Here is a 23,860-nt window from a genome sequence, read left to right as displayed (position 1 = left end):
TGGGCCGCCCCCTCGGGAGAGCGGTGGAGCCGTGCGGCCGGTCAGGCCTTGATCGGGATGATCGCGGTGGGCGCGTGGCCCGGTTCGGTCGCGATCTCCTCGAACTCCTTCACCGCGCTGATGTCGGCGGTCGGGCTCATCGCGATATTGGTCACGCGCTCCAGGATCGCCTCGACGACGACCGGCACCCGGTACCGCGCGGCCAGCTTCTTGGCCTCCTCGAAGGCCGGCAGGAGCTGGTCGGGTTCGGTGACGCGGATGGCCTTGCAGCCCAGCCCCTCGGCGACCTTGACGTGGTCGACGCCGTACACGCCCAGTTCGGGCGAGTTCTGGTTCTCGAACTCCAGGTTGACCTGGAAGTTGATGTCCAGACCGATCTGCGCCTGCCGGATCAGCCCCAGGTAGGCGTTGTTCACGAGGACGTGGACGTAGGGGATGCGGTGCTGCGCGCCGACCGCCAGCTCCTCGATCATGAACTGGAAGTCGTAGTCGCCGGAGAGCGCGACGACCTGGGCCTCCGGGTCCGCGGTGGCGACACCGAGGGCCGCGGGGATGGTCCAGCCGAGCGGTCCCGCCTGGCCGCAGTTGATCCAGTGGCGCGGCTTGTAGACGTGCAGCATCTGCGCGCCGGCGATCTGGGAGAGGCCGATGGTGGTGACGTAGCGGGTGTCGGGCCCGAACGCCTTGTTCATCTCCTCGTACACGCGCTGCGGTTTCATCGGCACGTTGTCGAAGTGCGTACGGCGGTGCAGCGAGCCCTTGCGCTCCAGGTGCGAGGCGAGCCACGCGGAGCGGTCCGGGAGCCTGCCGGCGGCCTTGAGCTCGCGCGCGACCTCGACGAAGAGTTCGAGGGCGGCCTTGGCGTCGGAGGCGATGCCGTAGTCCGGGGCGAAGATCTTGCCGATCTGGGTCGGCTCGATGTCGACGTGGACGAACCTGCGGCCCTCGCGGTACACGTCCAGCTTGTAGCCGGTGTGCCGGTTGGCCCAGCGGTTGCCGATGCCGAGGACGAAGTCCGACTCCAGGAACGTGGCGTTGCCGTAGCGGTGACCGGTCTGCTGGCCGACCATGCCGGCGTTCAGCTCGTGGTCGTCCGGGATGGTGCCCCAGCCCATCAGGGTGGGGACGACCGGGGTGTCGGTGAGCTCCGCGAACTCGACCAGCAGGTCGCAGGCGTCGGCGTTGATGATGCCGCCGCCGGCGACGATCAGCGGACGCTCGGACTCCAGGAGGAAGGTCAGGGCCTTCTCGATCTGGGCACGGCTCGCGGCCGGCTTGTAGACCGGGAGCGGCTCGTACGTCTCCGGGTCGAACTCGATCTCGGTCAGCTGGACGTCGATCGGCAGGTCGACGAGGACCGGCCCGGGACGCCCGGAGCGCATGAGGTGGAAGGCCTGCTGGAAGACGCCGGGAACCTGCGCGGCCTCCAGGACGGTGACGGCCATCTTGGTGACCGGCTTGGCGATGGAGGCGATGTCGACGGCCTGGAAGTCCTCTTTGTGGAGCAGGGCGGTCGGGGCCTGGCCGGTGATGCACAGGATCGGGATCGAGTCCCCGATCGCGGAGTACAGACCGGTGATCATGTCGGTGCCGGCCGGGCCGGAGGTACCGATGCAGACACCGATGTTCCCCGGGTGCGTGCGCGTGTACCCCTCGGCCATGTGCGAGGCGCCCTCGACATGGCGGGCGAGGGTGTGGTTGATCCCGCCGGAGGCCTTGAGCGCCGCGTAGAAGGGGTTGATCGCCGCGCCCGGCACACCGAACGCGTTGCTGACGCCTTCGCGCTTGAGGATCTCGACTGCCGCGCGGGCAGCGGTCATACGAGCCATTGAGTACTCCTGCTTCGGCTGTCGGACGTGTACTCCCGTCGCGCCCCGCCGCGAGTACTTCCGTAATGCGGAAAGTGTTTTCTACTATCTGGAAACAATGTAAGTGGGGAGGCGGAGGCCGTCAAGAGTCGCCAAGAGACGGACAAGCGGGGGCTTCCTGGAGGACGATGGGCTCCATGTCCGAGAGCGTGGCGGTGCGCTGCCCGGTCTGCCGGCGCGAGCATCTCTTCACGGCGCCGGAGTATCCGTGTGCGTGTGGCGCACCCGTGGTGCCGCCGCTGGATCCGCGTGCCCGGGCGACGGCGATCTCGCACCGCTCCTGGGAGGACGACTGGGTCACCGTGCTGTGCGCCTCCTGCGGCCGCCGGGGCGAGTGGCCGCATCCGGAGCTGGGCTGCCCGTGCGGGACGGTGCTGCGGATCCCGGTCACGGCGGGCGCCGCCGTCGAGCGGGCCGAGCCGACCCCGCGGCGGGCCTTCCAGCCGGTGACGATCCGCACGGCACGCGACGCGGTGACGGCCGCGGCCCTGTATCTCCGCTGGCTCGGCTACCGCGACATCCGCCGCGCCGACCAACGCCCACCGAACGGCATCGGCATCGCCGCCCGCGGCCTCCTCGCCCAGGTCGACCCGACCGTCCGCCCGGCCTCCCTGCGCGACGTGGAGTGCCTGTGGCTCACGGCCATGACGGAGTCCGCGGCCTGCGTCTACTTCTCCCTGTCCGGCTACGCCACCGAGGCACGCGCCGTCGCCGACACCCTCGGCGTCCCCCTCTTCGTCCTCGACCTGACAGGCACACCCCAGCCGGTGAACAGCCTGGCGGACGAACTGGACTCGACCGGCGCGTAGCCCGTGGGCGGGCGGGGGCGGCCGCGGAATCCCAGGGCGCCGCAGCCACCCGCTCCGCCATACTCGCCGGATGCGTATCCGCCCCGTCACGTCCGCCGAACTCCCCGTTCTCCAGGGCATCGAGCGCGCCGCCGGCGCCCCCTTCCGCGGCCTCGGCATGGCGGCGGTCGCCGACGACGAGCCGCCTTCCCTGGACGTCCTGGAGCAGTACCGCCGGGCCGGCCGTGCCTGGGTCGCCGTCGACGCCGAGGAACGGCCCGCCGCCTACCTCGTCGCCGAGCCCGTCGACGGTGCCCTGCACATCGAGCAGATCTCGGTCCACCCCGACTTCGCGCACCGCCGCATCGGCCGGACCCTCCTCTCGTACGCCGGTGAGCGCGCCCGTGCGCAGGGCCTGGCCGGTCTCACCCTGACCACCTTCGCCGAGGTCCCGTGGAACGCCCCGTACTACGAGCGCCTCGGCTTCCGCGTGCTGGAGGAGGCCGAGCTCACCCCGGGGCTGCGGAAGATCCGAGCCCATGAGGCCGGGCTCGGCCTCGACCGGTGGCCCAGGGTCTGCATGCGCCGGGACTAGTCCACCGCGTATGTCTCCCGCAGCTCGATCTTGCGGACCTTCCCGGACACCGTCATCGGGAAGGACTCCAGCACCTGCAACCGGCTCGGCACCTTGTAGTGGGCCAGCCGCCCGTCGCAGAAGGCCCGCAGATCCTCCAGCGTCGGCGGATCCGCCGGGTCGCGCGCGATGACACAGGCCAGCACCTCCTCGCCGTAGCGCTCGTGCGGTACGCCGACCACCTGGACGTCGGCGATCTTCGGATGGGCGTAGAGGAACTCCTCGATCTCGCGCGGGTAGACGTTCTCGCCACCCCGGATGATCATGTCCTTGATCCGGCCGACGATCTCGACGTACCCGTCCTCCCGCATCACCGCGAGGTCCCCCGTGTGCATCCAGCGCCCGGCGTCGACGGCCTCGGCGGTCTTCTCGGGCTCGTTCCAGTAGCCGAGCATCACGCTGTAGCCGCGGGTGTACAACTCACCGGCCGTGCCGCGAGGTTGGGTCACGCCGGCCGGGTCGACGACCTTCACCTCGACGTGCGGCAGGACGCGGCCGACCGTACCCGTGCGGTGTTCCAGGTCGTCGTCGCGCCGGGTCTGTGTGGAGACCGGCGAGGTCTCCGTCATGCCGTAGCAGATCGACACCTCGGCCATGTTCATCTCGCCGACGACCCTCTTCATCACCTCCACCGGGCAGGGCGAGCCCGCCATGATCCCGGTGCGGAGCGAGGACAGGTCGTAGGAGGCGAAGTCGGGGAGGTTCAACTCCGCGATGAACATGGTCGGGACGCCGTACAGCGAGGTGCAGCGCTCCTGCTGGACGGCCTCCAGGGTGGCCTTCGGGTCGAAGGACGGGGCCGGGATCACCACGCAGGCACCGTGGGACGTGGCCGCCAGGTTGCCCATGACCATGCCGAAGCAGTGGTAGAAGGGCACGGGGACGCAGACCCGGTCCTGCTCGGTGTAGGCGATCATCTCGCCCACGAAGTAACCGTTGTTGAGGATGTTGTGGTGGGAGAGGGTCGCCCCCTTGGGGAAGCCCGTCGTGCCCGAGGTGTACTGGATGTTGATCGGGTCGTCGCAGGACAGTTCCTCGTACGGCACCGGCGTCCCCCGCGCGATCAGCGCGTCCCAGCCCGGGTCACCGATGAACACGGTCTCCCTCAACCACGGGCACCTGCCCCGCACTTCCTCCACCATCGCGCGGTAGTCGCTGCTCTTGTGACCGAGGGAGGCGAACAGCAGACAGACCCCGGCCTGGTTGAGGACGTACTCGACCTCATGGGTGCGGTACGCCGGGTTGATGTTCACCATGATCGCGCCGATGCGGGCGGTGGCGTACTGGACCAGCACCCACTCGGGACAGTTGATCGCCCAGATGCCCACCCGGTCACCCTTGGCGACACCGCTCGCGAGCAGCGCGTACGCCAACTCGTCGACGTCTGCCGCGAATCGGGCGTACGTCCAGCGCCGCCCGGACGGCACGTCGACGAGCGCCTCGCGGTCCGGCCAACTCGCGACCGCCCGGTCCAGGTTGGCGCCGATCGTGTCGCCGAGCAGCGAAGTGCCGCTCGTTCCATGGCTGTACGACAGGGATGTCACCGGAAGTCCTCCTCGCGGTACTCGGCGTCCGAGCCGGCGGCCGTGGCCTCGCGCAGCTCGATCCGGCGGATCTTGCCGGAGACGGTCTTGGGCAGCGGCGCGAACTCCAGGCGGCGGATGCGCTTGTAGGGGGCGAGGACGTCACGGGAGTGCTCGAAGAGCACCTTCGCGGTGTCGGGGCCGGGCTCCCAGCCCTCGGCGAGGACGACATAGGCCTTGGGTACGGCGAGGCGCAGCTCGTCCGGCGCGGGCACGACGGCCGCCTCGGCCACCGCCTCGTGCTCCAGCAGGGCGCTCTCCAGCTCGAAGGGGCTGATCTTGTAGTCGGAGGCCTTGAAGACGTCGTCGCTGCGGCCGATGTAGGTGAGATAGCCGTCCTCGTCCCGCGCGGCGACGTCCCCGGTGCGGTAGTAGCCGCCGGCCATCGCCTCCGCCGTACGGTCGGCGTCGCCGTGGTAGCCGGTCATCAGACCGACCGGCCGCCCCGAGAGGTCCAGCGCGATCTCGCCCTCGGTGGCCCCGGGCGCACCGCTCACCGGGTCCAGCAGTTCCACCCGGTAGCCGGGGCTCGGCCGCCCCATGGAGCCCGTCTTCAGCGGCTGGCCGGGGCTGTTGGAGACCTGGACGGCCGTCTCGGTCTGTCCGAAGCCGTCCCGGATGGTGACACCCCACCCCCGGCGCACCTGCTCGATGACCTCGGGGTTGAGCGGCTCCCCCGCGGCCACCACCTCGCGCGGCGGTGTCCGCAGCTGGGTCAGATCGGCCTGGATGAGCATGCGCCAGACGGTCGGCGGGGCACAGAAGGTCGTGACGCCCGCGCGGTCCATCTCCGCCATCAGACGGGCCGCGTCGAAGCGTGTGTAGTTGTGGATGAAGACGGTCGCCTCCGCGTTCCACGGCGCGAAGAGGTTCGACCAGGCGTGCTTGGCCCAGCCGGGCGAGGAGATGTTCAGATGCACGTCACCGGGCTGGAGACCGATCCAGTACATGGTGGCCAGGTGCCCGATCGGGTACGAGGTGTGGGTGTGCTCGACCAGCTTGGGGCGGGCGGTGGTGCCCGAGGTGAAGTAGAGCATCAGCGGGTCGTCCGCCCGGGTCTCGCCGTCGGACGTGAACCGCGGGGAGGCTTCGTAGGCGTCCTCGTACCGCCGCCAGCCCTGGGGAGCCCCGCCGACCGCGATCCGGGTGTAGCCGCCGGGCACGTCGTCGAACTTGTCGGTGTCCTCGGCGCGTACGAGCACATGGCGGACCCGGCCGCGCTCGACCCGGTCGCGCAGATCGGCGGGGCCCAGCAGCGGGGTGGCCGGGATGACGACGGCGCGGAGCTTCATCGCCGCGAGGGCCGTCTCCCACAGCTCGGCCTGGTTGCCGAGCATGACGAGGATGCGGTCCTCGGCGCCCACGCCCTGCGCGCGCAGCCAGTTGGCGGCGCGGTCCGAGCGCTCGGACATCTCCGCGAAGGAGAGCCGGACCTCGCCGCCGTCCTCCTCGACGATGTGCAGGGCCGTCCGGTCGTTCCCCTCGGCAATGACGTCGAACCAGTCGAGCGCCCAGTTGAAGCGGTCGGGTCGGGGCCAGCCGAAGCCGTCGTAGGCCGTCGCGTAGTCCTCGCGATGCTGCAGCAGGAAGTCCCGCGCGCTGCGGAAGGCGGCCGTCGTCATGTCTTCTCCTCTGTGCCGGACCATTGCCGGGCGGCTCTCTGCCATCGTGTAATCCGTGATGCAGGTCTCACTACCCCCGAACGGGGGTGTGCGCTGCAGCGAAGGGACGAACGCGTGGCGGTGGACACGGCCGGGACGGTGGAGATTCGCGGTGCGCTGGCGCGGCTGCGGCGGACGACGGGGCTGCCCGTCGCCTTCGGCGGGCTGGTGGAGCCGGGGCGACCGCAGATGCGCATCAGTGAACTGAGCGGCACGGCCACCGCCGCGCTCCGCTCGCTCGCGGTGATCTCCGGCAGCGGCCTGGGCGGCAAGGCGGTCGCTCTGGCCCGCCCCTGCGCGGTGACGGACTACTCCTCCTCCCAGCAGATCAGCCACGAGTACGACCTGCCGGTCGCCGCCGAGGGACTGCGGGCGATCGTGGCGGTGCCCGTGGTCGTACGGCGCCGGGTGCGAGGCGTGCTCTACGGTGCGCTGCGCACCGCGCAGCCGCTGGGTGACCGCACGCTGAGCGCGGCGGTGGACGCGGCGCGGGACGTGGAACAGGCGCTGGTGGTGCGGGACGAGGCGCGGGGGCTGGTGGAGGCTTCGCAGACGGCCCGTACGGTCGACCCCGTGGGCCGGGAACAGGTGCGGGAAGCGCATGCGGCCCTGCGGGCCCTGGCGCCGCGGATCACCGACCCGGCGCTGCGGGCCGAACTGCTGGACGCCTGCGGGCTCCTGGCCCCTGGCGCACCGGCCGAGGACATCGGTCTCGCCCCCCGTGAGCTGGACGTCCTGGCCTGTGTGGCCGCGGGGGCGACGAACGCGGTGGCCGCCGAGCGACTGGGGCTGCGGCCCGAGACGGTCAAGGGCTATCTGCGTTCGGCGATGCGGAGGCTGGGTGCGCACACCCGTGGGGAGGCGGTGGTGGCGGCGCGCCGGGCGGGAGTGCTGCCGTAACACACCGTTGACAATTCATTCATGGAGCGGCACTTTGAATTTCTCCATGCTGCAAGGTTGTTATTTCCCTCACCGCGTCGTCGGTCCGAATTTCAAAGAGACCTTGCCTAGAATTTGGCCCGGACACGACACACGAGGGGAGCGGTGACCGTGCGACGGGACTTCAAGGAGCCTGCCAGATGCCGCCCTGACCTGGTCATCGGCCGGGACGAGGTGTTCGGCCAGGCCCGTGAGCAGCTCGCCAGGGGCGGCAGCGTGCTCCTGCACGGCCCGGCCGGAATAGGAAAGTCGACCGTCCTGCGGGCATTGGCAGCGGAAAACGGCGGCGCGGCCCGCACCGTGCTGCGCTGCTCGGCCACCGAGTCCGAATCCCACCTCCCCTTCCTCGCCCTCGCCGATCTGCTCGGTCTGGTCCTCGACGAGGTGTCCGGCAAACTGCCCGCGGCCCAGCTCACCGCGCTGGAGTCGGCGCTCACCGGCCGCGGCGAGTCCACCCTGCAGCGCGACGGCCTCGCCCTGCGCCTCGCGGTGCTCTCCGCGCTGCGGGCGCTCGCCGCCGAGGGTCCCGTGCTGATCGTCGCCGACGACGTGCAGTGGCTGGACTCGGCCAGCGCCGAGCTCCTCGGCTTCGCCGCCCGCCGGCTCGGTGAGACACCTGTGCGCATGCTGTGCGCGGTACGCACCGAGGGCCAGGAGTACGACCGTCATCTACGCGCGTCCCCGCCGGACACCCTCGCCCTGCGCGTCAACCCGCTCACCCGCACCCAGGTCTCCGAGCTGCTCGGCCACCGCGGCTACACCGGTCTGCCCCGCTCCACGGTCCGGGACATCCACCGCACCAGCGGCGGCAACCCGCTCTTCGCCCTGGAACTCGGCCGCGCCCTCAGCGAGAACCCCACCCCGCCCCGCCCGGGCGAACCGCTGCCGGTGCCCACCTCGCTGCGCGCCCTCGTCCTGAACCGTCTGGAGATGCTCTCCGACGAAGCCCGCCGCACCCTCCTCGTCGCCAGCGCCGGCGCCCGCCCCACCCCCGCCCTGCTGCGCGCGGCCGGCCGCGAGAACGCGGAGGCCGAGACCGCCCAGGCGGCGGCGCTCGGGCTGCTGGCCACCGAACCCGAGGGGCCCGCCGTACGGTTCGCGCATCCGCTGATCTCGGCCGCGCTGTACGCGGAGGCGCCCGCGCACGAACGGCGGGCCGCGCACGCCGCGCTGTCCGAGGCGGCCTCCGACCCGATCGAACGGGCCCGGCACCTCGCCCTGGCCACCACCGGCACCGACCCCAGGACCGCCAACAGCCTCGCCGAGGCCGCCACCCTCGCCCGGGACCGCGGGGCCCCTTCGGTCGCCGCCTCCCTCGGACTGCTCGCCGCCCGGCACACCCCGGCCGACGGCACCCCCGACGTGCGCCGGCTCCAGGCCGCCGAGGACGCGATCACCGCGGGCGAGCTGGACCTCGCCCGGGACATCGCCCGCGACGTGCTCACCCGGGCGACGGTGCCCGCGGACCGCGTGCGGGCCTGGATCATCGTGATCGACACGGCGGGCCACGCCATGACGGAGGTCGACTCGGTCTTCCCACAGGCCCTCGCCGACGCCGGCGAGGACCCCCAGCTGCTCGCCCTGATCCACTACCAGCTGACCTGGCGGGCCCTGCTCGTGGACGGCGACTTCGACCAGGCCCGCGAGGAGGCCGCGCACTCGGCGGCGCTGGCCGCGCAGGCCGCCGACCGCTACAACGAGCTGATGGCGCTCGCCTTCCAGGCCCAGATCGAGACCCTGATGGGCCACCCGGACGCCCCCGCGACCATCAAACGCGCGCTGGAGGAACCCCAGGACCCGAGGGTGGCGTGCCATCACAACGGGGCCGGCTACTCGCGGTTCCGCTGGCTGATCATGAGCGACCAGCTGTCCGAGGCGCGCGCGACGGTCACCGCGCTGCTGCGCGAGGTGCAGCGCCGCGGGTCCGTCGAGAGCGAGGTGCACTTCCTGCGCGGGGTCGCCGAGACCGAGCTGCGCTCCGGGCACTGCGGACGCGCCCTCGACCTCGCCCGGGAGAGCCTCATGCTGGCCCGGGACACCGGCATCGGCGAGGTGGCCTCCGCCGTGCTCACCTCGCTCTGCGAGGCCTCCGGCGGCGATGTCGAGCGGGCGCTGGAGCTGGCCCGGGAGGCGGTCGAGCACGCCGAACGGGACGGCGACCAGATGTACGTCTCCCGCGGCCTGGCCGCCCTCGGATACGCCCAGCTGGTGGCCGGGGACGCGGAAGGAACGGTTCGCTCGCTGCGCCGGGTGCGGGAGCTCGAGCACGGGCTCGGCATCACCGACCCGGCGCGCGGCCGCTGGCAGGGCGACCTCGCCGAGGCCCTCGTCCGGATCGGCGAGCTGCGCGAGGCACAGGACGTCGTCGACGTGACCCGCGAGCAGGCGCTGCGGCTCGGCCGGGAGAGCGTGCTCGCGGTGGTGGACCGCGCGGAGGCCCTGGTGCGCGCGGCACGCGGCGAACACGAGGCCGCGCTGGCCCGGTTGACGTCGGTGCAGGACCGGCTGGCCAAGCTGGGCTACGGCCTGGAGGAGGCCCGTACCGCCTTCGCGGTGGTCCAGCTGCGCACCAGGCTGCCGAGACCGACGTCGTACGACGAGGCGGCAAGGCTGTTCCGCCGCTGCCGGGCGCTGCCCTGGCTGCGTCAGGTGGACGCGGCGACCGCCCAGCCGGTCGTCGCGCCGGAGCAGCCCGCCCCCGTACCGGCGGCGGACGCGCTGGACGGCCTCGCCTCGATGGAGCGTCAGGTCGCCGCGCTCGTCATGGAGGGCGCGACCAACCGGGAGATAGCCGCCCGGCTGTTCATCAGCGTCAAGACGGTCGAGGCGACCCTGACCCGGGTCTACCGCAAGCTGGGGATCCGGTCACGGGTGGACATCGTCCGACTGGCGGCGGGGCGCCGCACCAAGTGAGGGACCGCGGGCTCTCCTGACCCGCGGCGGGTTTGCCGTGCTCCCATCGAGGGTTTTCCCTGTCCAACTCCCTTAGGGGGTTCCCTCATTGGGAAGGGGAACTTCCGAGTTCTAGGTTATGAACGTGCCGCTCGCCCGGGCATACGGGGGTCGGTCCCGCGACCCCCGTGCACCACCCCCCACACCCGCGCGACCCCCACCGGCAACCCCCCACTGAGGAGACTCATGTTCGGGCTCAACCGCGCAAAGAAGACCGCCGCGCTCATCGCGGCGACCGCTGCCGCCGCCGCGACAGCACTGATCGGCGCCCCCAACGCCGTCGCCGCTCCCCAGCCCATCGTCGGCGGTACGACCACCACGACGACCTCGTACCCCTTCATGATGCAGATCACGGACGCCTCGCAGAACCAGTTCTGCGGCGGCACCCTGGTCTCCTCCACCAAGGTCGTGACCGCGGCCCACTGTATGGTCGGCGAGACCACCAGCAGCGTGAGAGTCGTCGGCGGCCGCACCTACCTCAACGGCACCAACGGCACGGTCAGCCGGGTCAGCAAGATCTGGATCCACCCGTCCTACACGGACGCCACCAACGGTGACGACGTGGCCGTCCTCACCCTCTCGACGGCGATGTCGTACACCCCGGCGTCGTACGTCTCCTCGTCCCAGACCAGCGTGTACGCGGCCGGCACCACGGCCCGCATCCTCGGCTGGGGCACCACGTCCTCGGGCGGCAGCTCGTCCAACCAGCTGCGCACCGCGACGGTGCCGATCGTCTCCAACTCCAGCTGCGCGAGCAGCTACGGCTCGGACTTCATCTCGTCCGACATGGTTTGCGCCGGATACACCTCCGGCGGCACAGACACCTGCCAGGGCGACAGCGGCGGTCCCCTGCTCATCGGGGGCGTCCTGGCAGGTATCACTTCATGGGGAGAGGGCTGCGCGGAGGCCGGTTACCCGGGTGTCTACACCCGGCTGACCACCTTCTCGAGCCTGGTGACCACGCAGGTCAACTCATAACCCAGAAGTTCTCCTGAGCACCCCTCAGGTGAAAAACCAGGGGGCGTTGCGGGCCTCCACGAGCGGCCCGCAACGCCCTCTATCCATGTGCCCGGTGTCCCTCAGGACTCCCGTACGACGGTCCCGAAGCGGATGTCGTACGAGGACCCCGGGTGCATGACGGCCAGCATCCGCACCCCTTCTTCGGTGACCTCGTCCCGCTGCGCCTTCGTGAGTGTGCCGAAGGGCTCGACGACCAGCGCGTCCTCCGCCAGCTTCCAGACCCCCGCGAGGAAGCCGTCCACGAGGAGGGTGCTGTAGGCCATGTTCCCGACCCAGCTGCGCCCCCAGTACGCGGGCGGGATCACGCGGGTGCGGTCGGCGTGGGAGAGCAGGAGGTTGTCGAACTCGGGAAGGAAGCGGGGCGGGGCCGGGGTGTCGGCGGCGGGCCGGGGCGCGTCGGGGAGGTCGAAGAGCTCGACGCCGTTCTCGTCGCGGAAGGTGACCAGCTGCGGGCGCAGACGCTCGAAGGCGTCGCGCAGACGCGTCAGTCCGGCCCAGGTCTGCATGTCCTTGACGGAGGCGGGACCGAAGGCCGCGAGGTAGCGCAGCACGGTCGCGTCCGGCGCCGGAGCCGGTTCGGCGGGGCGGCCCAGCCAGTGCTCGGCGGTGGTGAGGGCGACCTGTCCGCTCTTGCCCCACAGTCCGCGCGGGGTGACCTGGACGAGCGGGAGGCGGCAGCGGGCGGCGATCCCGAGGGCCTGCGGGTCGGCGTCCGGCCACTCGGTGAGCAGCTCCTCGCGCAGCTGCTTCATGGTGCGGGGCTCGGCCTCGACGAGGTCGCGGGCGAGGCCGGCGAGGCGGTCGAGGTCGACGCCCTGGAGCCCCTTGCGGAACTGCGTGAGTTCGCGGTCCCGGGCGGCCTGCACCAGCGGGCGCAGGGTGAGGGTGTCCTCGGCGGTGTGGGTGTGGATGGTGGAGCGCATGGTGACGATGCGGACGACCTCGCGGTCGGCCATCAGGGCGGACAGTTCCTCGGGGGCGAAGCCGTCGAGGCGGGCCGCGAGCGCGTAGTACGGGGGTTTGACGTTCTGGGCCTGGAGGCCGAGCAGATGCTCGACGGCCGCCTTGGCGGGCAGGTCCGCGCGGCGCAGCAGCAGCTGCCGGTCGAGGGTCGCGCGGTTGAGGGCGCGGGTGTCGAGCACGGGGGCCGTCGTCTTCGTCATGGGGAACACGCTACTGAGGCTTGCGGACACCTTCTGTCCGCAACTCTCACCGTTTCCCGCCCCGCACGGACACGCCGATACCGTATGCCCCGTATATCCTGCCCGTGATCACCCAGCCGTCGGCCCGATCCGGGAGGCAGCCGCGATGCCCGAGCGACGCACCCGCCCGACCTCGAAGAGCCGGGGGAGGTCCGCCTGGCGCCGCGCCCTGACCTCACCGCCCCCGCCGGAGCAGCCGCCGGCACGGCGGGCCGAGCCGACGGAGGCGGAACCCGAGCAGGCGAGCATCGTCCAGGCGGCCCTGTACCGGGACGGTGTCCGGGTCTCCTCCCCCGCGACCCTCGCCGACACCTTCCGTGAGCTGCGCGAACAGCCCTCGGGCATGGCGTGGATCGGTCTGGCCCGCCCCACCGAGACTGAACTCCTCTCCCTGGCCGCCGAGTTCGACCTCCATCCGCTGTCGGTCGAGGACGCGATGGAGGCCCATCAGCGGCCCAAGCTGGAGCGCTACGGCGACACGCTCTTCGTCGTCCTGCGCGCGGCCCGCTATCTGGACGCCTCGGAGGAGGTCGACTTCGGCGAGCTGCATGTCTTCCTCGGCCCCGACTTCGTCATCACGGTCCGGCACGGCGCGGCACCCGATCTGTCGGCGGTGCGCCGCCGTATGGAGGAGACGCCGGAACTGCTGAAGCTGGGCCCGGAGGCGATCCTGTACGCCATCCTCGACGCGGTGGTGGACGGCTATCTGCCGGTCGTGTCGGGGGTCCAGAACGACGTCGACGAGATCGAGACGGAGGTCTTCCGCGGCGACCCGGAAGTCTCCCGCCGTATCTACGAACTCTCCCGCGAAATGGTCGAGTTCCAGCGCGCCACCCGCCCCCTCGTCGGCATGCTGCACGGTCTGATGGCCGGCTTCTCCAAGTACGGCACCGACGAGGAGCTCCAGCGCTACCTCCGCGACGTCGCCGACCACGTCACCCACACCAGCGAACGCGTCGACGGCTTCCGCCTGGCCCTCACCGAGATCCTCACGGTGAACGCGACGCTGGTCACCCAGCAGCAGAACGCGGAGATGCGGGCGCTGGCGGAGGCGGGGTTCGAGCAGAACGAGGAGATCAAGAAGATCTCGAGCTGGGCGGCGATCCTGTTCGCCCCGACCCTCGTCGGGACGATCTACGGGATGAACTTCGACCACATGCCGGAGCTGAGCTGGGGCTGGGGTTATCCCTTCGCGGTCGGCTTGATGGGGGTGGTCTGCGTCAGTTTGTACGTCATTTTCAAGCGCCGGGACTGGCTCTAGCGGGCGGGTGGGCGGCGTCACAGTCACCGCGAGGGAAAGGTCACAGGCGTTCCTCTGCTCCGGCTGGAGCCCGCTGGCCTAGCATCCGACGCATGACGGTCCTGCCTGACGACGGGCTTGAGCTGGCCGGTGAGTTCCCTGACGTTCCCCACGAGCAGTGGCAGCGCCTCGTGGCGGGTGTCCTGCGCAAGTCGGGCAAGGACGTCGAGGACACCGCGGCCGAGGAAGCCCTGTCCACCGCGCTGGAGGACGGGTTGCGCACCCGGCCTCTGTACTCCGCGCTCGATGCCGCGCCCGAGCCGGGCCTTCCCGGTTTCGCCCCCTTCGTACGCGCGGGACGCGCCGAAGGGAACACGGTCGGCGGCTGGGACGTACGGCAGCGGCACACGACGGCCGACGGCCCCGCGGTCCTGGCCGACCTGGAGAACGGCGTCGGCTCGCTGTGGCTGGGCGTCGGTGAGGGCGGCATCCCGGTGGCGTCGCTGGGCCGCGTCCTCGACGGCGTCTACCTCGACCTGGCGCCGGTCGTCCTCGACGCCGGCACCGAAGTCGAGCCCGCCGCACGGGAGTTGCTGCGACTGTACGAGGAGCGGGGCGTCGCCGAGGACGCGGCGCGCGGCAACCTGGGCGCCGACCCGCTCGGCCACGAGGCCCGTACCGGGCAGCGTCAGGACTTCGCGCCGGTGGCCGCTCTCGCCCGGCGGTGCGCCGGGGAGTACCCGGGGCTGCGGGCGCTGACCGTGGACGCGCTGCCGTACCACGAGGCCGGCGGCTCGGCCGCGCAGGAGCTGGGCTCCTCGCTGGCGACCGGTGTCGCGTATCTGCGCCTCCTCACCGAGGCCGGGCTGAGTGTCGAACAGGCCTGTGGGCAGCTGGAGTTCCGGTACGCGGCGACCGCCGACCAGTTCCTGACGATCGCCAAGCTGCGGGCGGCGCGCCGGCTGTGGGCCCGGGTCGCCGAGGCCTGCGGGGCGCCGGGCGCGGGGGCGCAGCTCCAGCACGCGGTGACCTCGCCGGTGATGATGACGCGCCGCGACCCGTGGGTGAACATGCTGCGCGCCACCATCGCCACGCTGGCCGCCGGTGCGGGCGGCGCCGAGGCCGTCACCGTGCTGCCCTTCGACGACGCGCTCGGGCTGCCGGACGCGTTCGCGCGGCGCATCGCCCGCAACACCTCGACGATCCTCATCGAGGAGTCGCACCTGGCCCGGGTCATCGACCCGGCGGGCGGCTCCTGGTACGTGGAGCGGCTCACCGACGAACTCGCCCACGCCGGCTGGGAGTTCTTCCAGGAGATCGAGCGGCGGGGAGGCCTGTCGGCCGCGCTGAGTTCGGGACGCCTCGCCCACCTCCTCGCCGACACCTGGGCCGCGCGCAGCGCCAAGCTCGCCAAGCGGCGTGAACCCATCACCGGCGTCAGCGAGTTCCCGCACCTGGGCGAGAAGCCCGTCGTGCGCGAGCCCGCGCCCGAGCAGCCGTCCGGCGGCCTGCCCCGGGTCCGGCGCGACGAGGCGTTCGAGGCACTGCGCGCCCGCTCCGACACCCATCTGGCGGTGACCGGCGCCCGGCCCAGGATCTTCCTGGCGGCCCTGGGTCCGGCCGCCGCCCACACGGCCCGGCTCACCTTCGCGGCCAACCTCTTCCAGGCGGGCGGTATCGAGCCCGTCACCGAGGGCACGTTCGAGGACAGCGGGGCCGGCGAGGTCTGTCTGTGCTCCAGCGACGCCCTGTACGAGGAGCGGGCCGAGAGCGTGGCGGCCGAGCTGACCGCCGCCGGTGCCTCGCATGTGTCCCTCGCGGGACGGCCCGGGCAGTACGCCGGTGTCGACTCGTACGTCTTCGCGGGCTGTGACGCGGTCGCCGTCCTGTCCGCCACCCTCGACCGCATGGGAGTGTCCTGATGACCACCCCCTCCGTCCCCGACTTCTCCGGGATCGAACTGGGAGCCCCGGCGGTCGCCGGCGGCACCGACGAGTGGCAGACGGCGCTCAAGAAGGCGGCCGGCGGCGACGACCTGCTGTGGGAGACCCCGGAGGGCATCCCGGTCAAGCCCCTCTACACCGGGCAGGACCTGGAGGGCCTGGACTTCCTGGCGACCTACCCGGGCGCGGCCCCGTATCTGCGCGGCCCCTACCCGACGATGTACGTCAACCAGCCCTGGACGATCCGCCAGTACGCGGGCTTCTCCACCGCCGAGGAGTCCAACGCCTTCTACCGGCGCAACCTCGCGGCCGGCCAGAAGGGCCTGTCGATCGCCTTCGACCTGCCCACGCACCGCGGTTACGACAGCGACCATCCGCGGGTGACCGGTGACGTCGGCATGGCGGGCGTGGCCATCGACTCCATCTACGACATGCGGCAGCTGTTCGACGGGATCCCGCTGGACAGGATGACCGTGTCGATGACGATGAACGGCGCCGTGCTGCCGGTGCTCGCGCTGTACATCGTGGCGGCGGAGGAACAGGGCGTACCGCCGGAGAAGCTGGCCGGGACCATCCAGAACGACATCCTCAAGGAGTTCATGGTCCGCAACACCTACATCTATCCGCCGTCGCCGTCGATGCGGATCATCTCCGACATCTTCGCGTACACCTCGCAGCGGATGCCGCGCTACAACTCCATCTCCATCTCCGGCTACCACATCCAGGAGGCGGGCGCGACGGCCGACCTGGAGCTGGCGTACACCCTCGCCGACGGTGTGGAGTACATCCGGGCGGGCCGTGAAGCCGGCCTGGACGTGGACGCGTTCGCGCCCCGGCTCTCCTTCTTCTGGGCGATCGGCATGAACTTCTTCATGGAGATCGCCAAGCTGCGGGCGGCCCGCCTGCTGTGGGCGAAGCTGGTGAAGCAGTTCGACCCGCAGAACGCCAAGTCGCTGTCCCTGCGGACCCATTCGCAGACCTCGGGCTGGTCGCTGACCGCGCAGGACGTGTTCAACAACGTCACCCGCACCTGCGTCGAGGCGATGGCGGCCACCCAGGGCCACACCCAGTCGCTGCACACCAACGCCCTCGACGAGGCGCTCGCGCTGCCCACCGACTTCTCGGCGCGCATCGCCCGCAACACCCAGCTCCTCATCCAGCAGGAGTCCGGTACGACCCGGGTCATCGACCCGTGGGGCGGCAGCGCGTACGTGGAGAAGCTGACGTACGACCTGGCGCGCCGGGCCTGGCAGCACATCCAGGAGGTCGAGGCGGCCGGCGGCATGGCCAAGGCCATCGACGCGGGCATCCCCAAGCTGCGCATCGAGGAGGCGGCGGCCCGTACCCAGGCCCGTATCGACTCCGGGCGCCAGCCGGTGATCGGGGTCAACAAGTACCGTGTCGAGACCGACGAGCAGATCGACGTCCTCAAGGTCGACAACTCCTCGGTGCGCACCCAGCAGATCGAGAAGCTGCGGCGGCTGCGCGCGGAGCGCGACGAGCAGGCGTGCCAGGACTCGCTGGAGGCGCTCACCCGGGCCGCCGGCGGCGAGGGCAACCTGCTGGAGCTGGCGGTGAACGCGGCCCGCGCCAAGGCCACCGTCGGGGAGATCTCGGACGCCCTGGAGAAGGTGTACGGGCGGCACGCGAGCCAGATCCGTACGATCTCCGGCGTGTACCGCAACGAAGCCGGCGAGTCCCCGTCCGTGGACCGCACCCGTACCCTCGTGTCCGACTTCGCCGAGGAGGAGGGCCGCAGGCCGCGCATCCTGGTCGCCAAGATGGGCCAGGACGGCCACGACCGCGGCCAGAAGGTCATCGCCACCGCCTTCGCCGACCTCGGCTTCGACGTCGACGTCGGCCCCCTGTTCCAGACGCCGGCCGAGGTGGCCCGGCAGGCCGTCGAGGCGGACGTGCACATCGTCGGCGTCTCCTCGCTGGCGGCGGGCCATCTCACCCTCGTACCGGCGCTCAGGGAGCAGCTGGCCGAGGAGGGGCGCGAGGACATCATGATCGTGGTCGGCGGAGTGATCCCGCCGCAGGACGTTCCGACGCTCCTGGAGATGGGCGCGGCCGCCGTCTTCCCGCCGGGGACGGTGATCCCGGACGCGGCGTACGACCTGGTCAAGCGACTGTCGGACGACCTCGGGCACGACCTGTGATCGATGTCGACGCGTATGTGAAGGGTGTGCTCGACGGCAAGCGTGCGCTCGTCGCTCGCGCCATCACGCTCGTCGAGTCGACCCGGCCCCGACACCGGGCGCTGGCACAGGAGTTGCTGACCGAACTGCTCCCGCACAGCGGCCGGGCCCGGCGGATCGGGATCAGCGGGGTGCCCGGGGTGGGCAAGTCGACGTTCATCGACGCGTTCGGCACCCTGCTCACCGGTCTGGGACATCGGGTCGCGGTCCTCGCCGTCGACCCGTCGTCGAGTCGTACGGGCGGCTCCATCCTGGGCGACAAGACCCGGATGGAACGCCTCGCCGTGGACCCGGCGGCGTTCGTGCGCCCCTCCCCCAGCGCGGGCACGCTCGGCGGCGTCGCCAAGGCGACCCGCGAGTCGATGGTCGTGATGGAGGCGGCCGGCTACGACGTGGTCCTGGTCGAGACGGTCGGTGTCGGCCAGTCCGAGACCGCCGTGGCGAACATGGTCGACTCCTTCCTGCTGCTCTCCCTCGCCCGTACCGGCGACCAGCTCCAGGGCATCAAGAAGGGCGTCCTGGAGCTGGCCGACGTGATCGCCGTCAACAAGGCGGACGGGCCGCACCAGCGGGACGCGCAGGCCGCGGCACGGGAGTTGGCGGGTGCGCTGCGGCTGATGCACGGCAAGGACGCGTTCTGGACGCCGCCGGTGCTGAGTTGCAGCGCGCGGGAGGCGACGGGCCTGGACACCGTGTGGGAGCGGCTCGAGCAGCACCGCACGCTGCTGGACTCCACCGGGCGGCTCGCCGCCAAGCGCCGTGACCAGCAGGTCGACTGGACGTGGAGCATGGTCCGCGACGAACTCCTCGGCCGGCTCCACGCCGATCCCGCGGTACGCGCGCTGGCACCCGGGCTCGAACAGCAGGTCAGGAAGGGCGAGTTGACGGCCACACTGGCCGCGGAGCGGATTCTCGGGGCGTTCGGCGAGAGCTGATCCCGCCCTGGGCGGGGCGGGGTCGACTCGCTTCGGCGCAGGGCGACGGCGGGCACCGTTCTCATGCGCCTGGCCTGCCGTTCCGTCGCTCCTCGCCCAGGCGGGCGTAGTACTCGATGAGTTCGGGGGCGTCCACCGTGGCGGGGTTGACGACCTGTTCCGCCGGGGCGCCCTGGAGCAGCCGTTTCACGGGGACCTCCAGCTTCTTGCCGGTGCGGGTGTGCGGGACGGCCGGGACCCGGAGGATCTCGTCGGGGACGTGGCGGGGTGAGGCGCCGGTGCGGATGGCGTCGCGGATCCGGTCGCGCAGGGCGTCGTCGAGTTCGACGCCGGCCGCCGGGACCACGAACAGCGGCATCCAGTAGCCGCCGTCGGGTTCCTCCGCGCCGATGACCAGGGCCTCGGTGATCTCCGGGAGGCGTTCGACGATGTCGTGGATGTCGGCGCTGCCGAGGCGTACCGTTGCGGTTGAGGGTGGAGTCGGAGCGGCCGTGCACGACGACCGAGCCGTGCGAGGTGAGGGTGATCCGGTCGCCGTGCCGCCACACTCCGGGGTACGCCGAGAAGTAGGCGTCGTGGTAGCGGCTGCCGTCGGGATCGTTCCAGAAGTACAGCGGCATGGACGGCATCGGGCGGGTGACGACCAGCTCGCCGACCTCGTCGACGGCCGGGCGTCCCTCGGTGTCGTACGCGGCCAGCGCCACGCCCAGGGAGGGGGCGGACAACTCCCCCGCCCAGACCGGGGTGTTGGGGGAACTGCCCGCGAAGCCCGACACGACGTCCGTGCCGCCGCTGGTGGAGGCGAGCAGGACCAAGCAGGTACTGGGGGCTGGTGCCGAAGAGGGTGACGCGGTGCCGGGCGGCCAGCCGCCACAGGATGTCCGGCTCGGTGAGCAGAGGGGCTCGCGCCGAGGAAGTCACGGGTGGCGGGCGGGCCCCACTGGGCCAGGCCGCTGGTCGACATCGGGGCCCAGCCGGGTTCGAGGTCGCAGGAGAACAGGTCGCCGTCGGCGAAGTGCTCCAGCATGAAGCGGTCGGGATCGCGCCAGTAGTCGAAGAGCTGGCTGCCCTGGACGTGGCGCCCGATCCCCCAACTCCGTTCGTATCCGCGCTCGCCCAGGTATTCGCCGCCGGCGGCGAGGGAGTCCAGGTCGGTGACCTGGTAGGCGGAGTGGACGTAGCCGGTGCCGGGCCCGAGGTGCATGGCCAGGGTGTGGTGGTCGACGGCCAGGCCGCCCTGGTCGCAGCGGATGAACGCCATCGTCGGACCGCGGCCGCGCTGCCCGTCCAGGAACAGGAAGTCGGACACGATCATCCCGAGGGTGTCCAGGTACCAGTCCAGGGCCCGGGCGAACACCCGGGTCTCCAGCACCACATGGCCGAGGCGCTGGATCCGGGACGGCTCGCGCGGCGGACGCTGGGTGGCGTTCGTACGACGGTGGTCCGTGCCGAAGTTCAGCACCAGCGGCCGCCGGCCCGGCAGTTCCGGCAGCCGCTCGGCGCAGTGCACCACGCGGACCGGGAAGCCCGAGGGGTCGAGCAGGTCGACCGAGCGACCGCCGCCGGGGACGTCCGCCTCCCGCACGGACGTCCCCATGACCCGGGCCAGCCGGTCGACGTCGGCCCGCTCGGCGGCTCGGAAGGCCGGACCGATGAAGCGGGACGTGCGCCCCTTGCGGATCACCATGCAGGGCGAGCCCGCGAAGGTGCCGCGCAGCCACAGTCCGGTGTCGGTGCGGGCGGCGGTCCGGAAGCCGAAGTCCCGGGCGAAGACCTCCGCACGGTCCAGGTCGGGCTTCTGGAACTCCAGCCAGGCCAGGTCGGCCACTTTGATCACCGGGTTCCGGGAGCGACCGGGGTGTTCGCCCCGCAGGGCGCCCTGCTCACTGTGGAGGTCCTGATGAGCCGTCTTGGACATGACGTCCTCCAAGCAACATTGCCATAATGAGGAAATCATCAAGTTTGACGTAACCCTCCGTCAAGGGGTTCGGAGGAGGAATTGATGGATCCATCAGAATTGCTGACACCTGCGCGACCGCGGCTAGACTCGGCGCATGTCTTCGCCAGCCCCGCCCCGCAACCGCTTCGAGCGTCGTCGCGCCGAGACCCGTCAGGCCCTGGTCCGCGCGGCCCGGCAGCTCCTCGCCGAGACCGGGGACACCGGCGCCAGCATCCAGGCGATCGCCGAGCGCGCGGACGTCGGCTTCGGATCGTTCTACAACCACTTCGAGTCGAAGACGGAGCTGTTCGACGCGGCCGTGGTGGACGCACTGGAGGAGTTCGGCCGGACCTTCGACGAGCGGCTGACCGGGATCGACGACCCGGCGGAACTGGTCGCGGCGGGCTTCCGGCTCAGCGCCCGGATGGCCGACTCGCATCCGGAACTGATGCAGGTGCTGCGCCGGCGCGGACTCGGCCATCTCCACTCGGAGAACGGCCTGACCTCCAGGGCCCTACGCGATCTCCAGGTCGGCATGGCCTCCGGCCGCTTCACCACCGTGGAGCCGGTCGTGGCCCTCTCCGCGCTGGGCGGCACGCTGCTGTCCCTGCTGGAGCTGCGGTTCACCCGCCCCGAGCTGGACGGGGACGAGGCCGCCTCCCATCTCGCCGAGATGGTGCTGCGCATGCTGGGCCTCACCCCGCAGGACGCCCGCGAGGTGGCCCGGCGGTCACTGCCCGACCTCGACCGAGGCCTCACAGCTCCGGGCGATTAATTGCACATCGATGAGCAATAACGTAGCTTCCTGCTCATCGATGTGCAATTGATCGGTGCCGCCCTCGCCCGGGACCGGCGTCGGGCTGCCTGAAGGAGAGCTCATGCAGGAACACGAGTACGGCGACGCCACGTCGTACGCGTCCCGTCCGCCCAGCCGCTTCCGCCGCCCCGCAGTCGTCGCGGGCGCCGCCGCGCTCACGCTGGTCCTGGTCCCCGTGGTGGCCGACCGTCTCGCTGCGACGCGCGTCGAGGCGAACACCGCGCAGGCGTTCCAGGAAGGCATGGACACGCCCCGGCGGCCCGAGGTCCACGTCCGCGGCTTCCCCGTCCTGACCCAGATGGCCTCCGGATCCCTGCGGCACGTGGACATCACCGCGCACGACATACCCGCCGACGGTTCCACCCGTCCGCTGCCGGTGTCCGAGCTGGACCTCCGGCTGAACGGGCTCACGAGGTCCGCCGACGACACCGCGGCACGGGCCCGCAGCGCGCAGGCGACCGCGTATCTGACGTACGCCGATGTCTCGGACGCCCTGGGCCTGGAGCTCTCCCGGGGCAGCGGCGCCGGCCAGGTCGCCGCGAGGATCCGGATACCGTTCGGCGACGAGGTCACCGTCACGGCGCGTGTCTCGGCGGTCTCCGGCAACCGTGTCGCCTTCGAGGACTTCCAGGTCACGGGCGGGCTGCTGCCCGACGCGGGGCGGAAGCTGCTCGACACGGTCTTCGACCGTCCGATCCAGCTGGAGAGCATCCCCGACGGTCTGACCCTGCGCTCGGTCACCACCTCGGCGGACGGGCTGACCGCCCGGTTCTCCGGCAGGTCCGTCACCTTCCATCCGGAGCGCCTGAGCGCTTGAGCGCCAGAGCGATCGAGCGGCACGGGGCCTCGCCGCCGCAGTGCCCGTTCGCTCTTCAGACGTCGAGGCCACCGCGTTTGATCAGCCGGCTCGCGATCACGTTGCGCTGGATCTCGTTGGTGCCCTCGCCGACGATCATCAACGGGGCGTCGCGGAAGTAGCGTTCGACGTCGAACTCGGTGGAGTAGCCGTAACCGCCGTGGATGCGGACGGCGTTGAGGGCGATCTGCATCGCCGTCTCGGAGGCGAACAGTTTCGCCATCCCGGCCTCCATGTCGACCCGGCGGCCCGCGTCCGCCTCGCGGGCCGCGTACAGGGTGAGCTGGCGGGCGGCGGTCAGTGAAGTCGCCATGTCGGCGAGGTAGTTGCCGATCGACTGGTGCTGCCAGATCGGCTTGCCGAACGACTCGCGTTCCTGGGCGTAGGCGAGCGCGTCCTCCAGGGCGGCGCGGCCCACGCCCAGAGCACGGGCGGCGACCTGGAGCCGCCCGGTCTCCAGTCCCTTCATCATCTGCGCGAACCCCCTGCCCTCGACGCCGCCGAGCACGGCGTCCGCCGGGGCCCGGTAGTCCTGGAAGGACAGTTCGCAGCTCTCCACGCCCTTGTAGCCGAGCTTGGGCAGATCGCGGGAGACGGTCAGACCCGGTCCGTGCTCGACCAGCAGGACGGAGATGCCCCGGTGCGCCGGGCTCGCCTCCGGGTCGGTCTTGCACAGCAGCGCGATCAGCCGCGAGCGCCGGGAGTTGGTGATCCAGGTCTTCGCCCCGTCGATCACATAGCCGTCGCCCTCCCTGCGGGCGACCGTGCGCATGGCCTGGAGGTCCGAGCCGCCGCCCGGTTCGGTCAGGGCCATGGTCGCCCGGATCCCGCCGGTGGCCATCCTCGGCAGATACCGGCGTTTCTGCTCCTCGGTACCGAAGTGCAGCAGCAGCTTGGCGACGACGGTGTGACCGCCCATCGCCCCGGCCAGGCTCATCCAGCCGCGGGCCAGTTCCTCGGTGACCAGGACGTAGCAGGGGGTGGAGACCGGGGTGCCGCCGTACTCCTCGGGGACGGCGAGCCCGTAGACGCCGAGCTGTTTCATCCGCTCGACGAGTGCCTCGGGGTAGGTGTCGGTGTGCTCCAGTTCCCGTACGACGGGCCTGACCTCCTTGTCCACGAAGTCGCGCACCGTGCGGACGACGAACCGCTCGTCCTCGGACAGGGTGTCGAGAGTGCCCATACGGCGACGCTCCTCGTGTGCGGTGGCCGAGTAGCATCATGGACGCTCATGACGCCATAGGTGAAATACCGGATCGTGATACCCCCATGCGCGCCGCGG

Annotated in this window: 16 protein-coding genes and 2 pseudogenes; 11 read left to right on the top strand and 7 right to left on the bottom strand. The window is 71.3% G+C overall.

Features of this window, described 5'->3' with window-relative positions; genetic code table 11:
- Nucleotides 1-41 precede the first annotated feature (41 nt).
- Nucleotides 42-1,829: a glyoxylate carboligase gene (gene gcl / locus ACWD3I_RS16085; RefSeq protein WP_365413129.1), complete on the bottom strand. Its 1,788-nt coding sequence runs from the start codon at nucleotides 1,827-1,829 to the stop codon at nucleotides 42-44.
- Between the two features lie 167 nt (nucleotides 1,830-1,996).
- On the opposite strand from gcl, the gene ACWD3I_RS16080 reads away from it, so the two are divergent.
- Nucleotides 1,997-2,677, top strand: a complete 681-nt coding sequence (locus ACWD3I_RS16080; RefSeq protein WP_365413131.1) for a hypothetical protein — start codon at nucleotides 1,997-1,999, stop codon at nucleotides 2,675-2,677.
- A gap of 70 nt (nucleotides 2,678-2,747) precedes the next feature.
- Nucleotides 2,748-3,251: a GNAT family N-acetyltransferase gene (locus ACWD3I_RS16075; RefSeq protein ID WP_365413133.1), complete on the top strand. Its 504-nt coding sequence runs from the start codon at nucleotides 2,748-2,750 to the stop codon at nucleotides 3,249-3,251.
- Here ACWD3I_RS16075 and ACWD3I_RS16070 read toward each other — a convergent pair.
- A complete protein-coding gene (locus ACWD3I_RS16070) occupies nucleotides 3,248-4,834 on the bottom strand; it encodes an AMP-binding protein (RefSeq protein WP_365413135.1) in 1,587 nt (528 codons plus the stop codon). The two genes, ACWD3I_RS16075 and ACWD3I_RS16070, sit on opposite strands and share 4 nt — an antisense overlap.
- Nucleotides 4,831-6,495 (bottom strand): AMP-binding protein, encoded by a 1,665-nt coding sequence (locus tag ACWD3I_RS16065; RefSeq protein WP_365413137.1) that lies wholly within the window; start codon nucleotides 6,493-6,495, stop codon nucleotides 4,831-4,833. Before ACWD3I_RS16065 ends, ACWD3I_RS16070 begins: the two co-directional genes overlap by 4 nt.
- A gap of 114 nt (nucleotides 6,496-6,609) precedes the next feature.
- Here ACWD3I_RS16065 and ACWD3I_RS16060 point away from each other — a divergent pair, with 114 nt between their 5' ends.
- The 3 genes from ACWD3I_RS16060 (at nucleotide 6,610) to ACWD3I_RS16050 (ending at nucleotide 11,403) form a co-directional block, all read left to right on the top strand.
- Nucleotides 6,610-7,434 carry a helix-turn-helix transcriptional regulator gene (locus ACWD3I_RS16060; RefSeq protein WP_365413139.1) on the top strand — a complete coding sequence of 275 codons (825 nt, stop codon included), beginning with the start codon at nucleotides 6,610-6,612 and terminating at the stop codon, nucleotides 7,432-7,434.
- A 144-nt stretch (nucleotides 7,435-7,578) separates the two neighbouring features.
- The gene (locus ACWD3I_RS16055; RefSeq protein WP_365413141.1) at nucleotides 7,579-10,386 is read left to right on the top strand and encodes a helix-turn-helix transcriptional regulator; all 2,808 of its coding nucleotides are present in this window, start codon (nucleotides 7,579-7,581) and stop codon (nucleotides 10,384-10,386) included.
- Between the two features lie 225 nt (nucleotides 10,387-10,611).
- Nucleotides 10,612-11,403 carry a S1 family peptidase gene (locus tag ACWD3I_RS16050; protein ID WP_365413143.1) on the top strand — a complete coding sequence of 264 codons (792 nt, stop codon included), beginning with the start codon at nucleotides 10,612-10,614 and terminating at the stop codon, nucleotides 11,401-11,403.
- Nucleotides 11,404-11,504: 101 nt separating this feature from the next.
- Here the strand turns inward: ACWD3I_RS16050 and ACWD3I_RS16045 are convergent, their stop codons facing one another.
- A complete protein-coding gene (locus ACWD3I_RS16045; RefSeq protein ID WP_365394516.1) occupies nucleotides 11,505-12,608 on the bottom strand; it encodes a winged helix DNA-binding domain-containing protein in 1,104 nt (367 codons plus the stop codon).
- Between the two features lie 145 nt (nucleotides 12,609-12,753).
- Between ACWD3I_RS16045 and ACWD3I_RS16040 the strand changes: the two genes are divergently transcribed.
- From ACWD3I_RS16040 to meaB, 4 genes are all read left to right on the top strand, one after another.
- Nucleotides 12,754-13,908 (top strand): magnesium and cobalt transport protein CorA, encoded by a 1,155-nt coding sequence (locus tag ACWD3I_RS16040; RefSeq protein ID WP_365394515.1) that lies wholly within the window; start codon nucleotides 12,754-12,756, stop codon nucleotides 13,906-13,908.
- Nucleotides 13,909-14,000: 92 nt separating this feature from the next.
- A complete protein-coding gene (locus tag ACWD3I_RS16035) occupies nucleotides 14,001-15,809 on the top strand; it encodes a methylmalonyl-CoA mutase family protein (RefSeq protein WP_365394514.1) in 1,809 nt (602 codons plus the stop codon).
- Nucleotides 15,809-17,992 (top strand): methylmalonyl-CoA mutase, encoded by a 2,184-nt coding sequence (scpA, locus tag ACWD3I_RS16030; protein ID WP_365394513.1) that lies wholly within the window; start codon nucleotides 15,809-15,811, stop codon nucleotides 17,990-17,992. Before ACWD3I_RS16035 ends, scpA begins: the two co-directional genes overlap by 1 nt.
- Nucleotides 17,989-18,966 (top strand): methylmalonyl Co-A mutase-associated GTPase MeaB, encoded by a 978-nt coding sequence (gene meaB, locus ACWD3I_RS16025; protein ID WP_365394512.1) that lies wholly within the window; start codon nucleotides 17,989-17,991, stop codon nucleotides 18,964-18,966. The genes scpA and meaB overlap by 4 nt, the downstream gene beginning before the upstream one ends.
- A 61-nt stretch (nucleotides 18,967-19,027) precedes the next feature.
- Here meaB and ACWD3I_RS16020 read toward each other — a convergent pair.
- Both ACWD3I_RS16020 and ACWD3I_RS16015 read right to left on the bottom strand, forming a co-directional pair.
- Nucleotides 19,028-19,857 (bottom strand): annotated as a pseudogene (locus ACWD3I_RS16020) (AMP-binding enzyme); the annotation flags it as partial.
- A pseudogene (locus ACWD3I_RS16015) lies at nucleotides 19,826-20,884 on the bottom strand (VOC family protein); the annotation flags it as partial. The pseudogenes ACWD3I_RS16015 and ACWD3I_RS16020, both read right to left, overlap by 32 nt.
- A gap of 136 nt (nucleotides 20,885-21,020) precedes the next feature.
- On the opposite strand from ACWD3I_RS16015, the gene ACWD3I_RS16010 reads away from it, so the two are divergent.
- On the top strand, nucleotides 21,021-21,680 hold the full coding sequence (locus ACWD3I_RS16010) for a TetR/AcrR family transcriptional regulator (RefSeq protein ID WP_365394511.1): 660 nt from the start codon (nucleotides 21,021-21,023) through the stop codon (nucleotides 21,678-21,680).
- A 103-nt stretch (nucleotides 21,681-21,783) separates the two neighbouring features.
- A complete protein-coding gene (locus ACWD3I_RS16005; protein ID WP_365394510.1) occupies nucleotides 21,784-22,539 on the top strand; it encodes an LmeA family phospholipid-binding protein in 756 nt (251 codons plus the stop codon).
- 55 nt (nucleotides 22,540-22,594) lie between these two features.
- Here the strand turns inward: ACWD3I_RS16005 and ACWD3I_RS16000 are convergent, their stop codons facing one another.
- Complete coding sequence (locus tag ACWD3I_RS16000; protein WP_365394509.1) at nucleotides 22,595-23,761, bottom strand: acyl-CoA dehydrogenase family protein; 1,167 nt, start codon at nucleotides 23,759-23,761, stop codon at nucleotides 22,595-22,597.
- Between the last annotated feature and the right edge of the window lie 99 nt (nucleotides 23,762-23,860).

Source organism: Streptomyces sp. NPDC002817 (assembly GCF_053592055.1).
The sequence above is the reverse complement of the archived record's forward strand: the minus strand, read 5'-3'. Positions and strand labels throughout refer to the sequence as shown.